Source organism: Pandoraea pnomenusa, from assembly GCF_000767615.3.
Lineage (GTDB): Bacteria > Pseudomonadota > Gammaproteobacteria > Burkholderiales > Burkholderiaceae > Pandoraea > Pandoraea pnomenusa.
Genome location: NZ_CP009553.3, coordinates 12,671 through 31,652, shown reverse-complemented (window position 1 = coordinate 31,652; position 18,982 = coordinate 12,671). Strand labels below are relative to the sequence as shown.

The 18,982-nt window shown below is 64.2% G+C and carries 12 protein-coding genes; 3 read left to right on the top strand and 9 right to left on the bottom strand.

All coding sequences use genetic code 11. From position 1 onward, the window contains the following. Window positions 1-4: 4 nt before the first annotated feature. Together LV28_RS16065 and LV28_RS15925 are read right to left on the bottom strand one after the other, a co-directional pair. On the bottom strand, window positions 5-745 hold the full coding sequence (locus tag LV28_RS16065) for a lysoplasmalogenase (RefSeq protein ID WP_023598295.1): 741 nt from the start codon (window positions 743-745) through the stop codon (window positions 5-7). A gap of 19 nt (window positions 746-764) precedes the next feature. Further along, window positions 765-6,791 carry an alpha-2-macroglobulin family protein gene (locus LV28_RS15925; protein ID WP_038619321.1) on the bottom strand — a complete coding sequence of 2,009 codons (6,027 nt, stop codon included), beginning with the start codon at window positions 6,789-6,791 and terminating at the stop codon, window positions 765-767. A 188-nt stretch (window positions 6,792-6,979) separates the two neighbouring features. Here LV28_RS15925 and LV28_RS14005 point away from each other — a divergent pair, with 188 nt between their 5' ends. After that, a complete protein-coding gene (locus tag LV28_RS14005) occupies window positions 6,980-7,495 on the top strand; it encodes an FUSC family protein (protein WP_023598293.1) in 516 nt (171 codons plus the stop codon). A gap of 81 nt (window positions 7,496-7,576) precedes the next feature. Here the strand turns inward: LV28_RS14005 and LV28_RS11905 are convergent, their stop codons facing one another. Next, window positions 7,577-8,068 carry an Lrp/AsnC family transcriptional regulator gene (locus LV28_RS11905; protein ID WP_023872662.1) on the bottom strand — a complete coding sequence of 164 codons (492 nt, stop codon included), beginning with the start codon at window positions 8,066-8,068 and terminating at the stop codon, window positions 7,577-7,579. 141 nt (window positions 8,069-8,209) lie between these two features. On the opposite strand from LV28_RS11905, the gene phhA reads away from it, so the two are divergent. Together phhA and LV28_RS11405 are read left to right on the top strand one after the other, a co-directional pair. Next, the gene (phhA, locus tag LV28_RS11755; RefSeq protein ID WP_023598291.1) at window positions 8,210-9,055 is read left to right on the top strand and encodes a phenylalanine 4-monooxygenase; all 846 of its coding nucleotides are present in this window, start codon (window positions 8,210-8,212) and stop codon (window positions 9,053-9,055) included. 177 nt (window positions 9,056-9,232) lie between these two features. Next, entirely contained in the window at window positions 9,233-9,538 is a 306-nt protein-coding gene (locus tag LV28_RS11405) for a 4a-hydroxytetrahydrobiopterin dehydratase (RefSeq protein WP_023598290.1), read from the top strand. A gap of 24 nt (window positions 9,539-9,562) precedes the next feature. Here LV28_RS11405 and LV28_RS10635 read toward each other — a convergent pair whose 3' ends face one another. The 6 genes from LV28_RS10635 to LV28_RS07255 all read right to left on the bottom strand — a co-directional run bounded on the left by LV28_RS10635 (window position 9,563) and on the right by LV28_RS07255 (window position 18,698). Further along, window positions 9,563-10,015, bottom strand: coding sequence for an SET domain-containing protein (locus tag LV28_RS10635; protein ID WP_023872663.1), 453 nt, complete (start codon window positions 10,013-10,015; stop codon window positions 9,563-9,565). 165 nt (window positions 10,016-10,180) lie between these two features. Then, complete coding sequence (locus LV28_RS09765; protein ID WP_023598288.1) at window positions 10,181-10,822, bottom strand: MarR family winged helix-turn-helix transcriptional regulator; 642 nt, start codon at window positions 10,820-10,822, stop codon at window positions 10,181-10,183. Between the two features lie 1,414 nt (window positions 10,823-12,236). Beyond that, a complete protein-coding gene (locus LV28_RS09215) occupies window positions 12,237-13,352 on the bottom strand; it encodes a YbdK family carboxylate-amine ligase (protein WP_023598287.1) in 1,116 nt (371 codons plus the stop codon). A gap of 3 nt (window positions 13,353-13,355) precedes the next feature. Further along, on the bottom strand, window positions 13,356-14,561 hold the full coding sequence (locus LV28_RS07650) for a cation:proton antiporter (protein ID WP_023598286.1): 1,206 nt from the start codon (window positions 14,559-14,561) through the stop codon (window positions 13,356-13,358). A gap of 313 nt (window positions 14,562-14,874) precedes the next feature. Continuing rightward, on the bottom strand, window positions 14,875-16,926 hold the full coding sequence (mnmC, locus tag LV28_RS07375; RefSeq protein WP_038619322.1) for a bifunctional tRNA (5-methylaminomethyl-2-thiouridine)(34)-methyltransferase MnmC2/FAD-dependent 5-carboxymethylaminomethyl-2-thiouridine(34) oxidoreductase MnmC1: 2,052 nt from the start codon (window positions 16,924-16,926) through the stop codon (window positions 14,875-14,877). Beyond that, window positions 16,923-18,698, bottom strand: a complete 1,776-nt coding sequence (locus LV28_RS07255) for a ClcB-like voltage-gated chloride channel protein (RefSeq protein WP_371328139.1) — start codon at window positions 18,696-18,698, stop codon at window positions 16,923-16,925. Before LV28_RS07255 ends, mnmC begins: the two co-directional genes overlap by 4 nt. Window positions 18,699-18,982 lie beyond the last annotated feature (284 nt).

Here is an 18,982-nt window from a genome sequence, read left to right as displayed (position 1 = left end):
CGCTTCATCCTTTGTCATTCGTCAGTTGCGGCAACTTTCGCTGCGCATGGTATGGCAACCGTGGCGTGCGCACCGCCATGATGCCCGCGACGAGCAGCAGTTGCGCCAGCCCATAGAAGATCCAGATGGCGTAGTCCTGAGCGGGGATCGTCCCCACGAAGCGCGTGGTGCCGATAAGCGCATCGGAGACCGTGAACAGCAGTGCGCCCACGGCTGCCCATTCGCCTTCGAGATCGGCCAGCAGTGCCGCCGATGCCATCATCGAGAGCACCACCACGTAACACGCCACCGGCGCCTTGAGTTCTCCCATGCCCGGCCAGTACATGACGTAGGCCAGCACTGCCGCCACCCAGACCAGCACGATGGCGATCCGATGCCAGCCAGGCACCTGCCGCCAGCGACGCCGTACCCGCCAGAACAGCACGAAGTACGCGACGTGGGCCAGCAGGAATGCCCCAAGCCCCAACACAAACCCCTGCGAGAGCGCGGGCAGCGCCAGCAGCACGTCGCCCGCGCCGGAGAAGATCAGCGCGGCGCACAGCCACCCCCGTTCGCCCGGCGCGCGGTGATACATCGCCGAGAACAGCAACAATGCACACATGAGGACCTTCGCGACGGCCTGATCCGCATAAGGCGCGCCTCGCAACGACACCGCATACGCAACGCCGGCCATTGCGGCGAGCCACCAGAAGCGGCGTGCTTCGCCAGGCAGCGCCGCCGCCGGTGCAAGGAGTTTCGACGTCATGACGCTCGGGCTCCCCTGATTACGGTTTCGCCGGCACCACCTGCACCGGCGGGTTCGGCGTCTCGCCATACATGGCGGGCTCGTACATCGCTTCGACGCGGGTCGGCGGTGTGGCGAACTTGCCAACGTTGTTCAGGCGCACTGTGTACTCGATGCGGTGCTGTCCCTTGGGCAGGTAGTCGTAGTACGCGCGGTAAGCGTCCTGCGCGCGCTCCTCGAACGCGGGCATGGCGCCTTCGCTCTTCTCGCCTTGTGTGGCAATGGCGGAGTCGCGTCCCAACCCGCCGCCCAGCACCGTCGCGCCACCCGGCAGCGGATCGCTCACGACTACCCAACGCATGTCGGCCTGCGCGTCGATATCGAGACGCACGCGCAGCACGGCACCACGTACGAAGCTCTCTCCCGAGCGCTCGGCGGCGTCCTGCACCTGAACGCTGCGCGTCACTCGGTAGCCCGCGGAGAACGGCGCCTTGAGCGGCACGGCGGCCAGACTCTGAATCGTCGCCCACGGCTTGCCGGCACCGGATTGCTCGAGACGCAGCACGTCGCGCGCAGAATCCGAACCAGCCGTCGCGTGGCCCAGCCAGGGCAGCGACACCGCAGGCGGCAGTGTGCCCGCCTTGAGCTTGTCCCAGTCGATGGTTTGCACACCGCCAGTCGTCTGGTTGTCGCGCTGCCACTGAATCGCAGTCTGCCCCGTGGGCGTGTCGCGTTCGAACCTGGCCGAAAAGCGATCGACCGCCAGACCGCCCCAGACATTGGCGGTCGTCGTCGACCAGGCGCCTCGCGTCTGCAATCCCAGCAGGCCGATGACCAGGCGCGGCATCTCGTCCTTCCACGCCGGGTTCGCGTTCATCAGGAGCGCCAGTCTGGCCGCATTCGTTTCCGGACCCACCATCAGCCACCACAGGCCGTCGCTGCCCTGTGTCGAGAACCCGACACGCGTGCCCTGATACGACAGGCGCGCACGCAGGATCTGCTCGGCCTGCGCCAGACGCTCGGCCCGTTGCGGCACATCCGGCAGCCGTTGCAGGATTGCATACCAGTCGATGACGGCGGACGTGGGCCAGTCGTTCGGCGCGAGCGTGAGCGAGCCCAGCATACGCGCGTTCGCCCGGCCATAGCGCGACAGCGCTTCGATGGCGGTGAGCTTGCGCAGGGTCAGGTCGTCGCGCGGAGCCCAGAAGCGGCGCGTGAGACGCCCTTCCACGAACGCCGTCAGACCGTCTTCCATTCGCGCCAACGCATCGTCGGGCAGTCCATACGCGGGATCGAGCGCTTTCGCCTCATGGCTCACGGCCAGCAGGTAGGCGGTCAGCGTGTCGCTGCCCTGGTTCGCAAACCCATCCTGCGGCGGGAAATAGCTCGCCAGACCGTCTTCGTCGAGATACGACGGCAGCATGCCCGTGACGCGCTTCCACTGGGCGACGTCGCGCAGGCCGAGCGCCTTCGAGGCCTGCTGTTCCAGACACGCGTACGGATACAGCTCAAACCAGCGCCTCACGCCCGGTAGCCCCTGCGACAGACGCGGCTGCATGCTGACGCGCACGCCGCCGCGCAGCTTGCCCGTACTGTCAGCCACGGCGCCGGCGGGCGGCGCCATCGGCAACGTGAGACTGCCTTCGACCTGGGTCAGCACCGACTGCTGCACGCTTGCGGGCAACGACGGCTGCACGTCCTGGCCGACCTTGATGGCGTCGCTTGCGGCGGGCGCGCCCCCTACCGCGGGTGCCTGCGCACTGACTTCCCACACGAGCCGCTGCGCGCGCGTGTCGGCCGCGCCCGTCGGGGCCGTGACTTCCCACGCCACTTCGCGCGACTCGCCGGCCGGTACATCGATGCGTTGCGGCGCCAGCGTCAGTTGCGTCGCACGCGCCGTCAACTGCACTTGCATGGCGTGTTGCGTTGTGTTGCGCACGGTGAATTGCGCCCGGTAGTTGTCGCCCTCGCGAACGAGCGGCGGCAAGCCGGAGATCAGTTGGAGGTCCTGCGTGGTGCGGATGGTCGCCGAGCCCGTACCGAACCAGCCGAGCGCCTGCGCGCCGGGCTTGCCGTCGTCCGCCACGGCCACGATGCGGAAGCTCGACAACGCGTCGTTGAGCGCAACGTCCACGCTCGCCTCGCCCTTGTCGTCGAGTACGACGCGCGGCTGCCACAACAGCAACGTGTCGAACAATTCGCGCGTGGGACTCTTGCCACCGCCGCCGCCCGCCGGTACCGCCTTGCGGCCGTAGTGCCGGCGCCCGATGATCTCCATCTGCGCCGTGGCCGTCGTCACGCTGTAACTGCGGCGTTGCCACATGGCGTCGAGCAGATTCCAGCTCGTGTTCGGCGCCAGTTCCAGCAATGCCTCGTCGACGGCCGCCACCGCGACCTCGGTGCCTGCCGCAACGGGCTTGCCGTCCGGCTGGGTCACCTTGATGCGCACTTTTGCGTGGCCGCGCACCGGATACGTCGCGGCATCCGGTTTCACTTCCACGCCGAGCCGCTGGCCCGCCGTGCCGACACGCAATTCCGTCAAGCCGAAGCGATAGGCCGGCTTGCCCAGGTCCACGAGGCCGGTGGGCGCCTGATACTCCCGTCCCTCATACCAGAACGCCCGGAACCATTCCAGCGGTTGCTTCCAGCCCCACTGGAAGAACGAGTACCAGGGCACTTCGTGGATCCGCCCGCGCACCGCGAGCACCGACACGTAAACGTTCGGTCCCCACGATGGCTCGACCTTGAGCGAAACGTTCGGGTCCTTGCCCGAGATCTCCATCGTGCGCGTTTCCATCACACCTTCGCGCTCGATCGCAACCAGCGCCGTGGCCGACCGGAACGGCATGCGTACCTGAAGCTTGGCGGTCTCGCCCGGCTCGTAGGTCTTGCGCTCGGGCAACACGTCCATGCGGTCGGTGTTGTCGCCCCCGAACCACACCTCGCCGCGCCCTGTCACCCAAACACTCGTTGTCGACGTGCTCAGGTTGTTCCTGTCGTCCTTCGCCTGCGCCACCAGCGTGATTTCCCCCGGCTGCGAGAGCGAGACATCACACGACAACAGGCCGTGCTCGTCGGTCTTTCCACTGCATACCGTGCCGAGGTCCTTCACCTCGGTTCGATTGTCATAAGCATAGAAGCCGCCCACCATGCGCTTGCGGCTGCTGGTGGTGATACGCGCCTCGGCGCGTACGTCCATCGCCACGCCGGATTTCGGCTTGCCTTGCAGATCGAGCGCCAATGCCTTGACGGGCAGTTTGTTCGTCACCGACACCCAGCTTTCGCTGCGCACGCCGGTGATCAGGTTCGCGGGCCACAGCGTTGCGTTGCCGCGAAGCGTCTGAATCTCGCCGTTCGGATCCGCAAAGCTGGCCTCGAGCACCAGGTCGCTCGGACGGTCGACCTTCGGCAGGTCCTTGAGCATGAGGCTGCCCGCACCGTTGCGATCGAGCACGAGACGTTGCTTGTCGGCCACCAGCTTCTGGTCGCTCGACCCCGAGCTCTCGTCGTTGCCCGGCTCATCGTCGCCGGCCCCCGACTGCGCCTGAGGCGGCCGATACGGCGTAAAGCTGAAGTCGTCGTATCCGTCGAACGTCAGGTCACGCACGCGCAACAGTGCCGACACCCGCACCGGCAGGTTACCGGCCGGGCCGCCGGCCACGTAATTGACCTGCACGTTCACGGGCGCTTCGGTCTTGTTGATGAGCGGCGATTTCGCCGCGTCACGCACGCCGATCGATCCGGCCAGCACCGGCAAGCGGAAGGCTTCCACGCGGAAATGCCCGGCGTCGAGCGACGAAGGATACGCTTTCGGACGCGAATCAGTGTCGGTGTAATCGAGCGTGACCGAGTACTCCCCGAGTTTCGCGCCTTGCGGGATCTGGAAGGTGTTTTCGGCCAGGCGTCCGTTACGCCACTGAACCGGCTGCGTATAGGTCTGCCCGGAGCCTTCGTGCGTAATCGTCAGTTGCGACGGCAGGCTGGCGGGCAACGCCAGTCCCCGCATCGTTTCCTGGCGAATGAAGTGCTTCATCGAGACGGTTTCGCCTACGCGGAACAGCATACGGTCGAAAACCGTCTGCGCGCGAATCGTAGGACTGTCGCCGCCGTCCGTCGGCACGTGGAAGCGCCAGGGTTCGATACCGCGATTCCAGTCGGACGACACGAACGCCATGTCGGGGTCGCTGCCTTGCGTGCGCGCCACCACGAAGTAGCCCGAACGCATCGTCTTCTCGCAATATCGGTACTTCTCGAGCGACTTGTCGATCTTCGCCACACCGGTCTTGTCGGTCACGGCGGTGGCCACTTCGCTGCCGTCGCAGTCGAGCACCCGGACCGTTGCGTTGGCCACGGGCTGCCCCTTGTCGAGCGTTGTGACCCACGCCACGGCATTCTCGCGGCCCATCTTGAAATGCACGCCCAGATTGGTCACAAGCACCGTGGTGCGCACGTACATCGGCAACGACTTGCCGAGCAGTGCCGCGCCCAGCGACGGTGAAGCCAGTTCCACCACGTAGAAGCCGGGCTTCTGAAACGGTATGCCAACCACTTCGAACGGGCGCGGATTGTTCTCCTTGGGCACCGGCAACGTCAGCGCCTGCACGCCCGGCAAGCCGGACAGCAGCGACAGACTTCGCGTGTCGTAGCGGGTGACCTTGTCCTGGACGATCGCCGCCGCGTTCGGCCCGAACGCCTCCTTCGCCGCCGGGGCGGTTAGGATCGAGGGCATCTCCTGAGCGATCTGCTTGCGCGTCATCGTCGTTTCGTCGAAACGCCGCACGCGCGAGAGCCAGTTCATGACCTCGGCATCGTCATCCACGCGCAACTGCATCGTGCGCCCGTTCGTTGCCGTGGCAGCCACCTGGCCCGACACGCCGAGTCCTTGGATCTGCAATGCCGGCTCCACCTTGCGCAGCGTGACCGGCAGCATCGGCGGCATGCCCGGCTCCGCGAAGCGCTCGACAATGCCGAATGGCGCCGCGGCAAACTTGGCCAGCGGCGGCATGGTCGCCGTCTTCGTCTTCAACGGGAATTCGCCCGCATTGTCGAGCGCGCGACCGCTATCGTCGGTGAACCCCTTCGGCAAGGTGAGGGTGAGCTCGGCTTTCTCGGGGAACGGGGCATCGAATGTCACGTCGCTCACGCTGGACGTGCGGTCGGTGTCGCTGAACTTGGGCGAGCGCTCGGCCCCGGCGCCCTGCAGGCGGATCCTGGCGGCCATGTCGCGCGCGACCGGCGAGTTGAACGTCAGACGCAGCGGCCGCAACGGCGTGCACGGTGCATTGGCGTTCTCGCGCTCGCAACTGAAGCTGGCGGTAAATGGCTCACGCACTTCGTACTCGAACCGGCGCGCCTGCTTCGTCGGCACCCCCGACGGCGTGGCAATCCCCGCACCCCATACCAGATGCATCTTTGCCCCGGCAGCCAGGGTGCGGTTGCATTGCAGCATGACGACGCGCGGCGCCTGCTTTTCGAGGTTGAATCGCTTGAGCAAGGCCGTGCGCGTGTCGCCTTCGATCGACTTCACCCCGATGCGCTCGCCCAACCCTTCGGTCTCGCACCAGGCGTTCTTGCGCACCGTCTCGGTCGCAGCCTCGCCATTGAGCGTGAGGATGAAAATCTGGTTTTCGTCGATGGGACCGTACGACGGACGGATAGACGTGACAGCCGGGCCGCCCGTGTTGAAGCCATAGCGTGTCGTGCCGGAAAGCGCCGTGCCCGAGACCGCCGCCAACGTGCTGCGCATCTCGACCGAGCACTTCGCGCCCGGCGGCAACGGTTGCTTGAAATCGTAGACCCAGATCTTCGGTTCGAGCCAATGGCCGTCGCCGGTGAGCGATGCATCCGCGCAGCGCACGGTGGCCGGCGCCTGGGCTCGCGGGTCGCCCGCCGGGACCATGGCTTCGTCGAACTTGACGACCACCTGATCGACCGTTGCCACCTCGCCTTGCGGGCTGACACTGACAACGCGCGCCGCATGCGCGAACGGCGTGACCCACATTCCCAGACACAGTGCTGCCCACGCCAGCGGCGCGGCCGGCCAAACGCGTTGCGATCGGCTGTACATGCCGGACTCCTCTCGAGTTCAGGTGAGGCGATTCTAACTCGCAGTCTTTGGCATCTCGAACCGTTTCCCAAGCAATGTGAGACGGAAAACGACATTTGGGATTCGTGGCATGGACCCCTCGGAATAGTCTGCGTCCGAAGTCGGGCTATGTCACACTGGCGTCTTCCCGTGCCTGACTGTGCGCCCTCATGTCCATCGCCTTTCTCCATCCCAAGAAAAACGCGCTGGTCTATCTGGTCAAGATACTGAGCGGGTCGCTGATCGTGTGGTTCGGCCTTCGTGCCGCCGGCTTCCCCGAGCCGTACTGGGCCATGATCTCGCTCATCATCGTGACCGAACCCGATCCCCTGCAGGCGCGCAGCAACTTCAAGGCACGCTCGATCAACACGATCACCGGTGCGGTCGTGGCCTGTGCGGTGCTGCTCATCATGGGGCCGGGTTTGGCGGCAATGCTCGTGGGGATCACCGTCGCCACGCTCGCGGCGATGCTGGTGCAGAACTATCCCGCCAATTGGCGCCTCGGGCCGGCCACGGTCGTGATTCTGATGTCGGCCGCCCTGAGCGGTCAGGGACAAGGACTGCACGAAGAGCTCAGCCTCGCCATGCTGCGCGTGATCGAGGTGTTGGTCGGCTCGACCGTCGCCCTCATCCAGTCGCTGGTCTATGGCCGCTACGTGAAGCCGTGGCTGATGCCCGCCGACTGATGTCGGACCGTCTCGTTGCGTGATCGAGCCTTGGGCTCGCAGACGCTACAAGAAGCCCGGACAGGTCCTCGTCGCCTCCCTTCAGCGCTGCGACTGTCGGTTCGCCAGATAGTGCAGCGGCAGTGCATTACTGCGCTTGAAAGCGCTCAGCACGATGTTCGAGCGCACGTTCTCGACGCCCGGCACCTGCATCAGCCGCTTCATCACGAACGCCGACAGGGCGTTCAGGTCCGGAACGACGATCCGTAGCAGGTAATCGGCTTCGCCGACCACCGCGTGGCATTCGAGCACTTCGGGCAGCAGATCGATCTCCGCCTGAAATCGTTCGATCACCTGATCGCCATGATGCTGCAAGCGCAGCGTGGTGAATGCCGTCACAGCCAGACCCAATGCCTCGGGTCGCAACACCACGCGATACCCCTCGATCACGCCCGCGGCTTCAAGCCGTTGCAGGCGGCGGCCGATCTGCGACGCGGAGAGCGCCACGTGTTCCGCCAACTGGTGATGGGTGGCACGCCCCTCCTTCTGCAGCGCATCCAGAAGGGCCAAATCGAAGCTATCCAGATCAAGCATGACGAATCTCCGCAATAAATCATGTTTTTATGCGAAATTTATGCAAACGCCTTTCACCACAGGCGCATTATGCGCCCATTTCGCATGCCATGCGCACTACACTTTCAATCATTGTCACCGCTTGATTGAGTCGTTCGCATCATGTCCCTTACTGCCATGCTCGAAGAGCAATTCGCCGCCGGTCTCACGACCCGGCCCGACTTCACCATCGATCAGCCCGTCGAGCAATACGGCGCGGTCGATCACGCGGTGTGGCAGCAGCTTTACGAACGTCAGACAGCCTTGCTGCCGGGCCGCGTCTGCGATGCCTTCATGGACGGTATTCGCGCTCTGGACATGGACGCACGCCGCGTGCCGGAGTTCGAACGTCTGAATGAAAAATTGATGACCGCCACCGGCTGGCGAGTGGTGGCCGTGCCCGGCCTGGTGCCCGACGATGTCTTCTTCGACCATCTTGCCAACCGGCGCTTTCCGGCGACGTGGTGGATGCGCCGTCCCGACCAGCTCGATTACCTTCAGGAACCCGACTGTTTCCACGACGTGTTCGGCCACGTGCCGCTGCTCGCCAACCCCGTGTTTGCCGACTTCATGCAGGCTTACGGCAAAGCCGGCAAGGTGGCGCAATCGCTGGGGGCGCTCCCGCTGCTGGCACGCCTGTACTGGTACACGGTCGAATTCGGTCTGATGCGTGACGGCGACGGCTTGCGCATCTATGGCGCGGGCATCGTCTCGAGCCGCGCGGAGACGGAATTCTCGCTGACCTCGCGCGAGCCGAACCGCATCGGGTTCTCGCTCGAACGGGTGCTGCGCACGCAATACCGTATCGACACCTTCCAGCAAACCTATTTCGTGATCGACGACTTCGCCCAGTTGTTCGAGGCCATGCGCGCCGACCTGCCCGCGCTGTTCGGGGCATTTGCCCAAACCGCGGCCTTCGAAGCCGGCGAGCGTCGCGTCGACGACACGCCAATCCTGCTGCCGGCATGATGGCACGGCCCGGGTCGTCCGGGCCGAATTTTCCGTCACGCCCACTCCGTCCACCCGGGCCGCCCGGCGCGATCCCGGTTTCACACTATCGGAAGGCGCTTACACACGCGCCACATCCGCCTGTGGAACAATAGATCGCATGAATCGGCACCCCCGCCGGTCTTTGAAAGGAATGCCATGACAACACGACTCTCTTCCGAGGCACGCGCGAGCCTGGCCGAAGTGCTGCCCGAGTGGCACCAGGTGGTCGGCCGCGACGCCATCCAGCGCAGTTTCACGTTTCACGACTTCAGGGAAGCCTTCGGCTTCATGGTTCAGGTCGCATTGAGCGCCGAGAAGATGAATCATCATCCCGAGTGGTTCAACGTCTACAACCGTGTGGACATTACGCTCTCGACGCACGACGCCGACGGCCTGACCCAGCGCGACATCGATCTCGCACGTGAAATCGACCAGTTCGCCGGCGACCGCGCCTCGAGCTGAGCGCCGCCGGGCGAAGTCACAGGCTCAGCGCTTCGGCGCGAGCAGCGTGCCGCGGCAGTCCTTGCTGCCGCAATGACAGGCGTATTCGCGTTTGAGCTTTGCCGTGTACCGCGCGTCAATGACCAAACCGTAGTCGTAGAACAGCTCTTCGCCCGGCTCGATGTCGCGCGTGGCGTAGATGTAGACATGCTCTCCCTCTTCCCGCGCTTCACAATTCGGCGAGCAGGCGTGATTGATCCAGCGGGCGTTGTTGCCGTCAACCTTGCCGTCGATGCAACGGCCATCTTCCAGGCTGAAATAGAAGGTGTGCGTCGGATGCGCCGGATCATGCGGATGTCGGCGCAAGGCTTCGCGCCACGAAATGATCTCGCCCTTGTATTCGATCACGCGATCGCCCTTCTTGAGCCGCTTGACCGCGTACACCCCTTTCCCGTGGACGCCCGATTTCCTGACTTCGATTCTGCGCTTGGCTGCCATCTGTATGCGACGAGGTTTCGTGGATGCAAAAAAGCGCAGTGTACAGGCACGCGACGTTCATGTGCGTGACAAGTCGCGACGAAAAAAAAACGTCACCCGGTTGCGGATGACGTTCTCTCCCCCCTCTGTGGCGCCCTGCGTGCGCCGGGACGACCGCGGCGCAACTCAGGTTTTGCTGTACAGCTTCCAGACCCTGCGCTGCGTGACGATGTCGGCGCCCTCGTGCGCGTTGCAATCGAGCGGCAATCGCGAATCGTCGTATGTGACGTTGAAGTGATTGCAGTGGTATTGCGCCTTGCCACGCGCCGACACCTCGAAGTGGCTGCAGGTCAGGCACATGCGTTGCGGCGGCATGTCGCCGCGCTCCTGCATCATGAAGATCATCTTCACGAGCGAACGGTAGAGCTGAGCGCCCTCCTTCTCGCCAAGCGAGTCCGAGGCACTCGTCAGGAAGTTCGGCCATTGCGACGCTTTCTTGGCCGCCGTCTTGCCACGCGCGGTCAGGCGCAGCGCCAGGGCGCGTCCATCATTGGCATCACGTCGTTTCTCGACTAGCCCTTTGTTCTCCAGCGTGCTCACGGCCTCGCTGACCGTGGCCGACGTGAGCGCGGCGTCCTCCGCGATCTCGCCCAAACGCATCGGCACGCCGCGCATGAGCAAGAGCGTGAGGATCTCCCCCTGTGTCGGTGTCAATCCAGCCAATGCCGCGCCCTCCCAGGCGTGGCTCCGTAACGCGGTCCCCATACGCAACAAACCTGCTGTCACTCGCTTGGAGAGCGCTTCATCTAGTGGGGTCGGAGTAGCCATGATTTTCGTTAGGATTTCTAAAAACTATACGTCGGTAAAACAGCTTGTCAAATAAACTCACAGGCGGTGCATCACACGTCTCATCAACAACTTTCCTGATATTTCGGCGCCCCGCCCGGGGGAAACCCTAAACGACCACTTCCGTGTCGATACGCGACGGCAAGTCGCTGTTGAACCTGCCGCCCCACCACGATTCCATTGTGTGTTCTGAGTTGGATTTTGGCGTATCAGTTCTTGTACTGATCTCCCAAATCCTACTCAGGATGTTTACAAAATATTGGTGTCCTGCGCACTGACGTCGAGCCGCGTCGCATGTCCGAAAACACTTCGCATCCCATGCGAACGACATGAGGCGTCAAACAGATGCGCCGCACGACGTCACGCAGAACCGCCTCGTATCCCTCACCAAAATCCCTTCTTCGTGCAAAGCCTCGCCAGGCATGGCTCACAGCCCTTGGCGATCCTTTCACCCACCCTGCATTCCCGCACGCGCCGCGCGTCAATTTCTCTAGATCCTCGAAGCGCCCGAGTGCGCGTCGCCCACTTTTTCGGACGCGCACCAACCGTCCTGCGATTCGGACAGAACGCAAATGATTCGAAACGCAACCGTCAGTCGTCAGTGACCGAAGGCCGCGATCAGCAAAAAAGTCGGATTCGCGCGTCCGCCGAAAACGCTTCGGGACACGCAGCAAGAGAAATTTGACAGTACCGGCGATTTCGCTCGTTACCGCCAGCAAAACCAGCATCAATCATTTGTTACACCACGCACGGCAAGTCGGAAATCGAAGTGGCGAGATTGTATCCGCGAACCAGACGGGTCACGCAAAAACATCAAAATTATCCACAAAACCGTGTTTTCGGCACCCCGATGCACAAAAAATAGGCGCCTGTGGATAACTTTCTGGATAAGTTGTCGGACTAGATGTGCACGGGTTCGGGATAACTTCCGAATCTTTCCACAGGGGCCAAAAACTGTTCCGAGTTGTTCCCGGGATACCCGCTGTTTGTCCATCCAGTTCTCATTACGCCAATGTCCTGTTTACACAGCGTTAACTGTGGTTATCCACAGGAATGGACCGCCTTTGTTAACTACTACTATGTATACATACAGTAAACCTATTAAAACCTTAAAACCTTGCTACGAGCGACGCGAAAAGCGGAAAACCGGTGCTGCCTGAACGGTGGAAAACGCAGCGCTCGCGATGCGTGATTCGAGCCTGTCCAGCGCACCGGAGCCCCCACGCGGCACAAAACGGAAGCACTTCCTGCCGGGTGCCGCACAAGCGGCAGGGCCGGCGACGCCCGGGCAATAAAAAACCCCGCCAAGGCGGGGTTTCCTCACACCGACGGCATAACCACCGGCACTGCCGACTACAAACCGGGCGTGAACCCCACGGTTTGCGGTGGCTTCAGGTCATGCAGCCCATCGCAGGCATTGTTGACGCACCATTTCGTTGAGCGACTTCGCGTCGGCATGCACTTCGCGCAACCACACGGCGTCGTTCTTGCCCGATGACACCAGTTGCGCGATCTCGTCGCAGGCCGCTTCGGCCTCGAGCACCGCTGCATGGGGCTTGATGATCTCCAGCGTTTGCGCAATGTGTTGCCCCAACGTGGTGCGCTCACCGCTTTGTGGATTCACGTATGCGCCTTCCAGACCGAAACGGCAGGCCTCGAAACGGTTGAACGTATAGACGAGGTAATCGTCTTCGCTGAGCACGAACGGACGCTCCTCGAGCAGATAACGGGCCAGAGACTGGATATAACAGGCGATGGCGGCCGCGCGGTCGACCGAGAGGGGGGTATCCATCACCCGGACCTCAATCGTCCCAAAACCCGGTTTGGGACGGATGTCCCAGTAGAAGTCTTTCATGCTCTCCACGACGCCGGTCTTCACCATCTTGTCGAAATACGTCTCGAAGTCTTCCCACTTGAGCACGAACGGCGCGCGACCTGACAGCGGGAACGCGAAAACGGAGTTCAGACGGGCTGAATGGAACCCGGTGTCCACCCCTTGGACATACGGCGACGAGGCCGACAGCGCGATGAAATGGGGGATGTAACGGGACATCGCGTGCAGCAGGTAGAGCGCACTGTCCGGGTCCGGACAGCCGATGTGCACGTGCTGGCCGAAGACCGTGAACTGCTTGGCCAGGTAGCCGTACAGTTCCGAGAGAAAGTGAAAGCGTGGCGAGTCGTAAATCGTGCGCTCGCTCCACCGCTGGAACGCGTGGGTTCCGCCACCGCACAGGCCGACGTTGAGCTGCTCGGCGGCGCCGACCAGCACGTCGCGCACCCTGCGCAGTTGGGTAACGGCGTCGCTGTGGTGATGACAGATATCGGTCGACAACTCGATCATGCTCTCGGTCATCTCGGGCTTGATCTCGCCGGGGTGTGTCTCCTTGGCGACGAGGCGCATCAGGTCGGCGGCCGCTTTGGTCAGATCGTAATCGTGACGATTGACCAGCTGCATCTCGAGCTCCACACCGAACGTGCAAGGCTTCGAAGGAATGAATTCTTCTAATGACATGGCTTAATCCTTCCGTTCGCCGACAAGGGCCAATGCCCAATAGACCACCAGCGGTCCGGCCAGTTGCAGCAGCGCGATGGCACACATCACCACGGCCTTGAGCATCGGATCGAACTGCGGGTAGATGTCGTACGTGTCGGCAACGAGTACGAACGCGAGACTGGCCATCGGGCACAGCGACATCCCGAGCGCGACGGCCTGCCTGTAGCTGATGCCCGCCTGGTGGGCCACGGCCACCGTGCCGACCACCTTGGCCAGGCCGCGCACGACGATGATCGCCAGTGCGGCGAGTCCGCCGAGCACGAGGTACTCCCACTGGAACGCCAGCGACGTGAGCACGAAAAGCACCACGGCAAGCAGCCAGCCGGCGGTACCGAAGTAGGCAGGCCAGAGCTGCGGGCGCTCGTCGAGATTGCGAAAGATGATCCCGGCGAGCAGCAGCGTGAGCGAGTTCGGCAGCTTGAGCATGTGCACCAGCGCGACCATCAGCATGATCAGACCGATGAGCATCACAAAGGCGTGATGATCCTGGCTGCCGAACTTGCGAAACACCAGATTGCAGGCCTTGGCGAGTACGAACGCCAGCACGATCGAGCCGACGAGCAGGTACAGCGGGTGGAAAAGCACCACCCAGAAGCTGGAGTGGTACGCCTGGTGCATCCAGCCATAGACCAGCTTGACCGCCACCACGGCGTACACGCTATTGAGCGCCGCCAGGGCCATCAGACGCTCGGTGACCTGGCCTTCGGCACGAAGTTCGTTCTTCAACTGGATGACCACCGCCGGCGAGGTCGCCATGCTGATGGACGCGATGAGCACCGCCGTCAGGGCAGAGACGCTGAAGACACGCAGCACGGCATAGACCGCGATGAACGTGAGCAAAGCTTCGAGCGCACTGGTGACGATGATCCAGGGATTGGCCCGCATCCACTTCAGATTGAGGCGACTGCCCAGCTCGAACAGCAGCAGGCCGAGCGCCAGGTCGATCAGTAGCCGTATGGCAGCGCTGGTCTGCGCATCCAGCATCGATGAAAGACCCAGGGTGCCACCGACCAGCCCGACCACCGCGTAACCGGTGATGCGCGGCAGGCGCAGTCTCCGGAAACAGATTTCCCCCGCAAGGCCGGCAAATACCAGTGCCAGCCCGGCGAAGAAAACGGGATCGGGCGCCGGCGGCCAGCCCGGGAAAAGGGACAGTTCCGACGTCATTAATGCTCGCTTTGCGCCGCTTGACGGCGCATCAAGTGGTGAAAAGGAAAGAAAGTCGCGCGCGGGGTTGCAGATAAAGGACAAATGCGCGACGAACCCGAAGGGTTGGGCTCATTTTGCCACACTCGGTTTGCGGCGCTTTCAAACGGCCGCTCGACCGGCATGAGGCGTGCGCGCCGATGGCGCGACGCCCCCGCACGGAGCGGGCTATCAACCCATTGAGGGTCAGATTGAAATTTCAGAGCGATGCGCCGTCCACATCAAGTATTCCTGGCGGCCGGGGACTTGGGGCGGTTAAGGTTCGTGGGGCTTGTCAGGCCTTCCGAAGCGATTGCATGAGATAGCGCGCCGGGTCGACCGCATCGGCCAGATCGCTGCCGATCGGCCACGGCTCGCCTTCGATCTGGCTGGCCACCAGCTCGGCGCAAAGCGACGCGAAGACCAGCCCGCGAGAGCCGAAGGCAAAACTCGCGTAGAGCCCGTCCAGGCGCGGGATGTCACGCAGGTGCCCGCCCGCCAGACGTTTTCGCTGCGGCTCGATGGCAGCGAGATCAGGCAACTGGCCCGCCATCGGCAACCGGTCGGGCATTAACGCCCGGAACGCCGTGCGGCCGCCCAGCTCGGCGGCGGCCTGTTCGCTCGCGAGGCCGGCCTCGCCGAAAGCGTCGGCGTGGCCCGGCAACAGTGCCGCGAGACGTCGCAGGTTGGCCTGATGATCGCCGACACGGACGTCTTCAGCGGGGTCATCGAAGCCGTACGTCGCTCCGGTGACAGGGCCGGCGCCGCCGAGCGGAGGCGGCGCGACGTAGCCGTCGCCACACACGGGGATGCGCAGCCCGGCAAGCGTGTCCGGAGGCAGGAACGTCAACTGCCCCCGCACGCGTTTGACGGGTACGAATTCGGGCGGAAGATAGGCCGAGAGCAAGGTTTGCGAGACGTCGGCGGCGGTCACGATGGCCACGTCCGCCTCCGCCAGCACGCGGCCGGTTTCGTCGAGCGCAGCCCAGCGGCAGGCGGTGGCCCCACGTCCGTCACCGGCTACAGGGTCCGCACCGCCACCCACCCTTTCGAGACGTTCGACGCTCACACCGTAGCGTGCGTCTAGCGAAGGGCCCGCCGCGACCAATTCGGCACGGCAGAGCATCGCCGGCGCCAGCGAGCCCCCCTCGGGATACCACACACCGCCATGGGCGAGCGTCTCGCCCGCCAGCGCCGATGCGTGTTGCGCGTCGACCCACTTCGCATACGTTTCGGGATAGCCATGCGCGGTCACGAGTTGCGCCATGGCCTCGGCCTCAGCCTCGCTCGTGGCGACCTGGAGCAGGCCGTCCGCGCGCCCCGGCAGTCCGCCAGGGAGCGTGCGCCACTGCGAGAGCGCGTAAAGAAAGCCGGCGCGCGTCAGTCGAGACAGCACGTTGTCGTCGGCCGAGAGCTGGGGATGGAACACGCCGGCGGGATTGCCCGAGGCCGCCATACCGGGCGCCTGCGCACGCTCGAACAGCCGGACTCGCCAGCCGCGCGCTACCAGACGCCGCGCCATGGCGGCCCCCGCCATGCCGGCGCCGACGACGATGGCCTCCCGCGCCCGTGGCGGCGCTGGTGGCGGCGGATCGTGGCGACGCATGCGATAGGGGGGCGCGTAACGGCCCGCGAGCATGTCGCGCTTGCGCCCGTAACCGGGGCGCCGTGCCACGTCGAAACCCGCGGCGATCAGGTCGCGCCGGACTTGTCCTGCGGCGGTATAGGTGGCGATCGTCGCACCGTCGCGCGCCAGGCGCCCGAGTGTCCTGAAGACCTCCGCCGACCACATGTCCGGGTTCTTCGACGGAGCAAAGCCGTCGAGATAGAACGCATCGGCCCCGGCGCGCAACAGCGGCATGAGGTCGAAGAAATCGCCGAAGCCCACGCTCAGGATCACACCCGGCGCAAGTTCGAGTCGGTGCCACCCTGCCACGGGCGATGGCCAGACATCGCACAGCCGCTGCATCAGGGGCGCGAGCGCCGTCATGCCGGGCAGCACCAGCATGGGCTCCAGCATGCACCGCAGATCCTTGGCCCGGAACGGAGACTTCTCCACCGAGACGAAATGCAGTCTTTCCGGGCGCTGCGGGTCGTCGCGCCACGCGGCCCAGGTAGCGAGGAAATTCAGACCCAGGCCGAAGCCCGTTTCCACGATCACGAACTGCTCGCGGCCCCGCCAGCGTTCCGGGAGATCGTTGCCACCCAGAAAAACATGCTGCGCCTGACCGAGTGCGCCGTCGGTGCTGTGGTAGACGTCGTCGAATACCGTGGAGTACGGCGTGCCGTCGTCGGCGGTTGCCGGTTCGGCCGGCCGGATCGGGCCGACGCCTGGACGCCGGCTCATTCGGCCCCCCGCTCTTCGGTCACGATCTCGATCAGCCCGGGCAGCGACACCACGCCAAGCCATTTGCCTTGCGCGTTGGCGACCGGCACCCAGTCGGCGTGCATCTTGCCCACGGAGCGTAACGCGCTCACAAGCGCCATGTCGCCATCGAGCGCCTTGCAAGGCGTGATGACGTCGGCCCACTGCGCCGGCTCGCCGGTGGCCTGCCGTCGCCACCAGTTCGCGGCGTCGAGCGTGCCGGCCAGACGCCCGTCTTCCGCGCGCACGACGAGATTGCGGTAGCCGGTGGCGATGAAGCGATCCCCAATGGCATCCGCCGGCTCGGCGGCGCTCACCACCGAATCATTGTCGACCGCGAGCGAAGACAGACGCATCTCGCTGCCCTCACCCGTCATCGAAAGCCAGCGGCCCGCGACCTGATTGCGACGCAGCGACTTGGCGTAGACGGAGTCCGATCGCAGCGTGTGCGCGGTCAGGTACGCCGTCACGCAGGCCAGCATCAGCGGCAAGACGACCTGATAACTCAGCGTCATCTCGAAGATCATCAGAATCGACATCAGCGGCGCGTACGTCGTTGCCGCGAGAAACGCCCCCATGCCGACCACGGCGTAACTGCTCGCCACCGATGCGGTGGACGGGGCGAGCGCGTTCATGGCAATGCCGTACAGGCTGCCCAGCGCCGCGCCAACGAACAGCGTCGGCGTGAATACGCCGCCCACCGCGCCCGAGCCGGCGGACGACGCCGTGGCGAGCACCTTGAAGACCAGCACCATCGCGAGGGCCTGCCAGGCCCAATGCGTATGCAGGATCGAGTTCACCACGCTGTAGCCATTGCCCCAGACCTGCGGGACCTGCAACGAGAGCACGCCGACCACAAGTCCGCCCAGCGCGAGTCGCAGGAACAGCGGCACCGGCATCGAGCTGAAACGCTGCTTGGCCGTATCGAGCAAACGAAGGAACAACGGCGCCAGTATCCCGGCGAGCACGCCGAGGCCCACGTAGAAGAAGACTTCCCAGCCGGAGACGAAATCGAAGCGCGGCATCTGGTACACCGCTTCGTAGCCGAGGAACTGGCGAATCACGATGTTCGCGATGACCGAGGCGACGACCAGCGGTCCGAGCGTTGCCGTCGAGATCGAGCCGTACACGATTTCCGAAATGAACAGCGCTCCGGCGATCGGTGCGTTGTATGCCGACGTGATCCCCGCGGTCGCGCCGCAGGCAACGAGCAGGCGCAGCCTTTCGGGGGGAAATGCGAGGATGCGGCCGACTAGCGAGGCAAACATCGCTGCGAGCTGCACCATCGGCCCTTCGCGGCCGATCGAGGCGCCCGACGCTACCGAGCAAAGCGACGACAGGCTCTTGACCAGCGTCTGGCGCAGGCTCAGCACGCCGGTGCCGATGGCGATCGCTTCCATGTAGTCGTCGGCGCCTTTTTTCGGCACCCACAGCGTGGCGTACTGGAGGATCAGCCCAGCCACCAGCCCCCCGACGGTCGGCAGCAGCAGCCGCTGCCACCAGTTCAGGTTCTGCGCCAGTTCGACCATGCCGCTGCGATGCCCAGCGAGCAGGAACTGCATCCCGGAGAGCGCCTCGCGAAACGCCACGGTTGCCAACGCCCCCAGCAGACCGACGATGCCGGCAAGCAGCAGCGTGATTTGCAGGGTGTTCGGTGCGAATTGACGCCGCACCCACACAACGACGGGCAACTTGGCCCAGGCGGATACTGCTGACACGGATAGGAGACGGTCGTGATCGGAATTGGGTCTCATGGTATCGACCGACGCCCATTTTTGAAAGCACACCCCGGCCACACCGGCTGGCGTCGGTACGATTGGCGCTCAAAACTGAGGATTGCTCAGCTAACGCATTTTTTCCCGACGAATTTCGGTTGGCGGCGGCGTGCGACCCATTCCGGGATCTCGAGACAGGCTCGGAAAGCCGCCCCTGCGATTTCATGATCCCATTCGCGCCACGGACCGCTCGCGGGATGGCTCCGCATCGCCTCAGGCATCCGGCGTACCGGAATCCCGAACCTGCTCCCGGCCTCACCCCG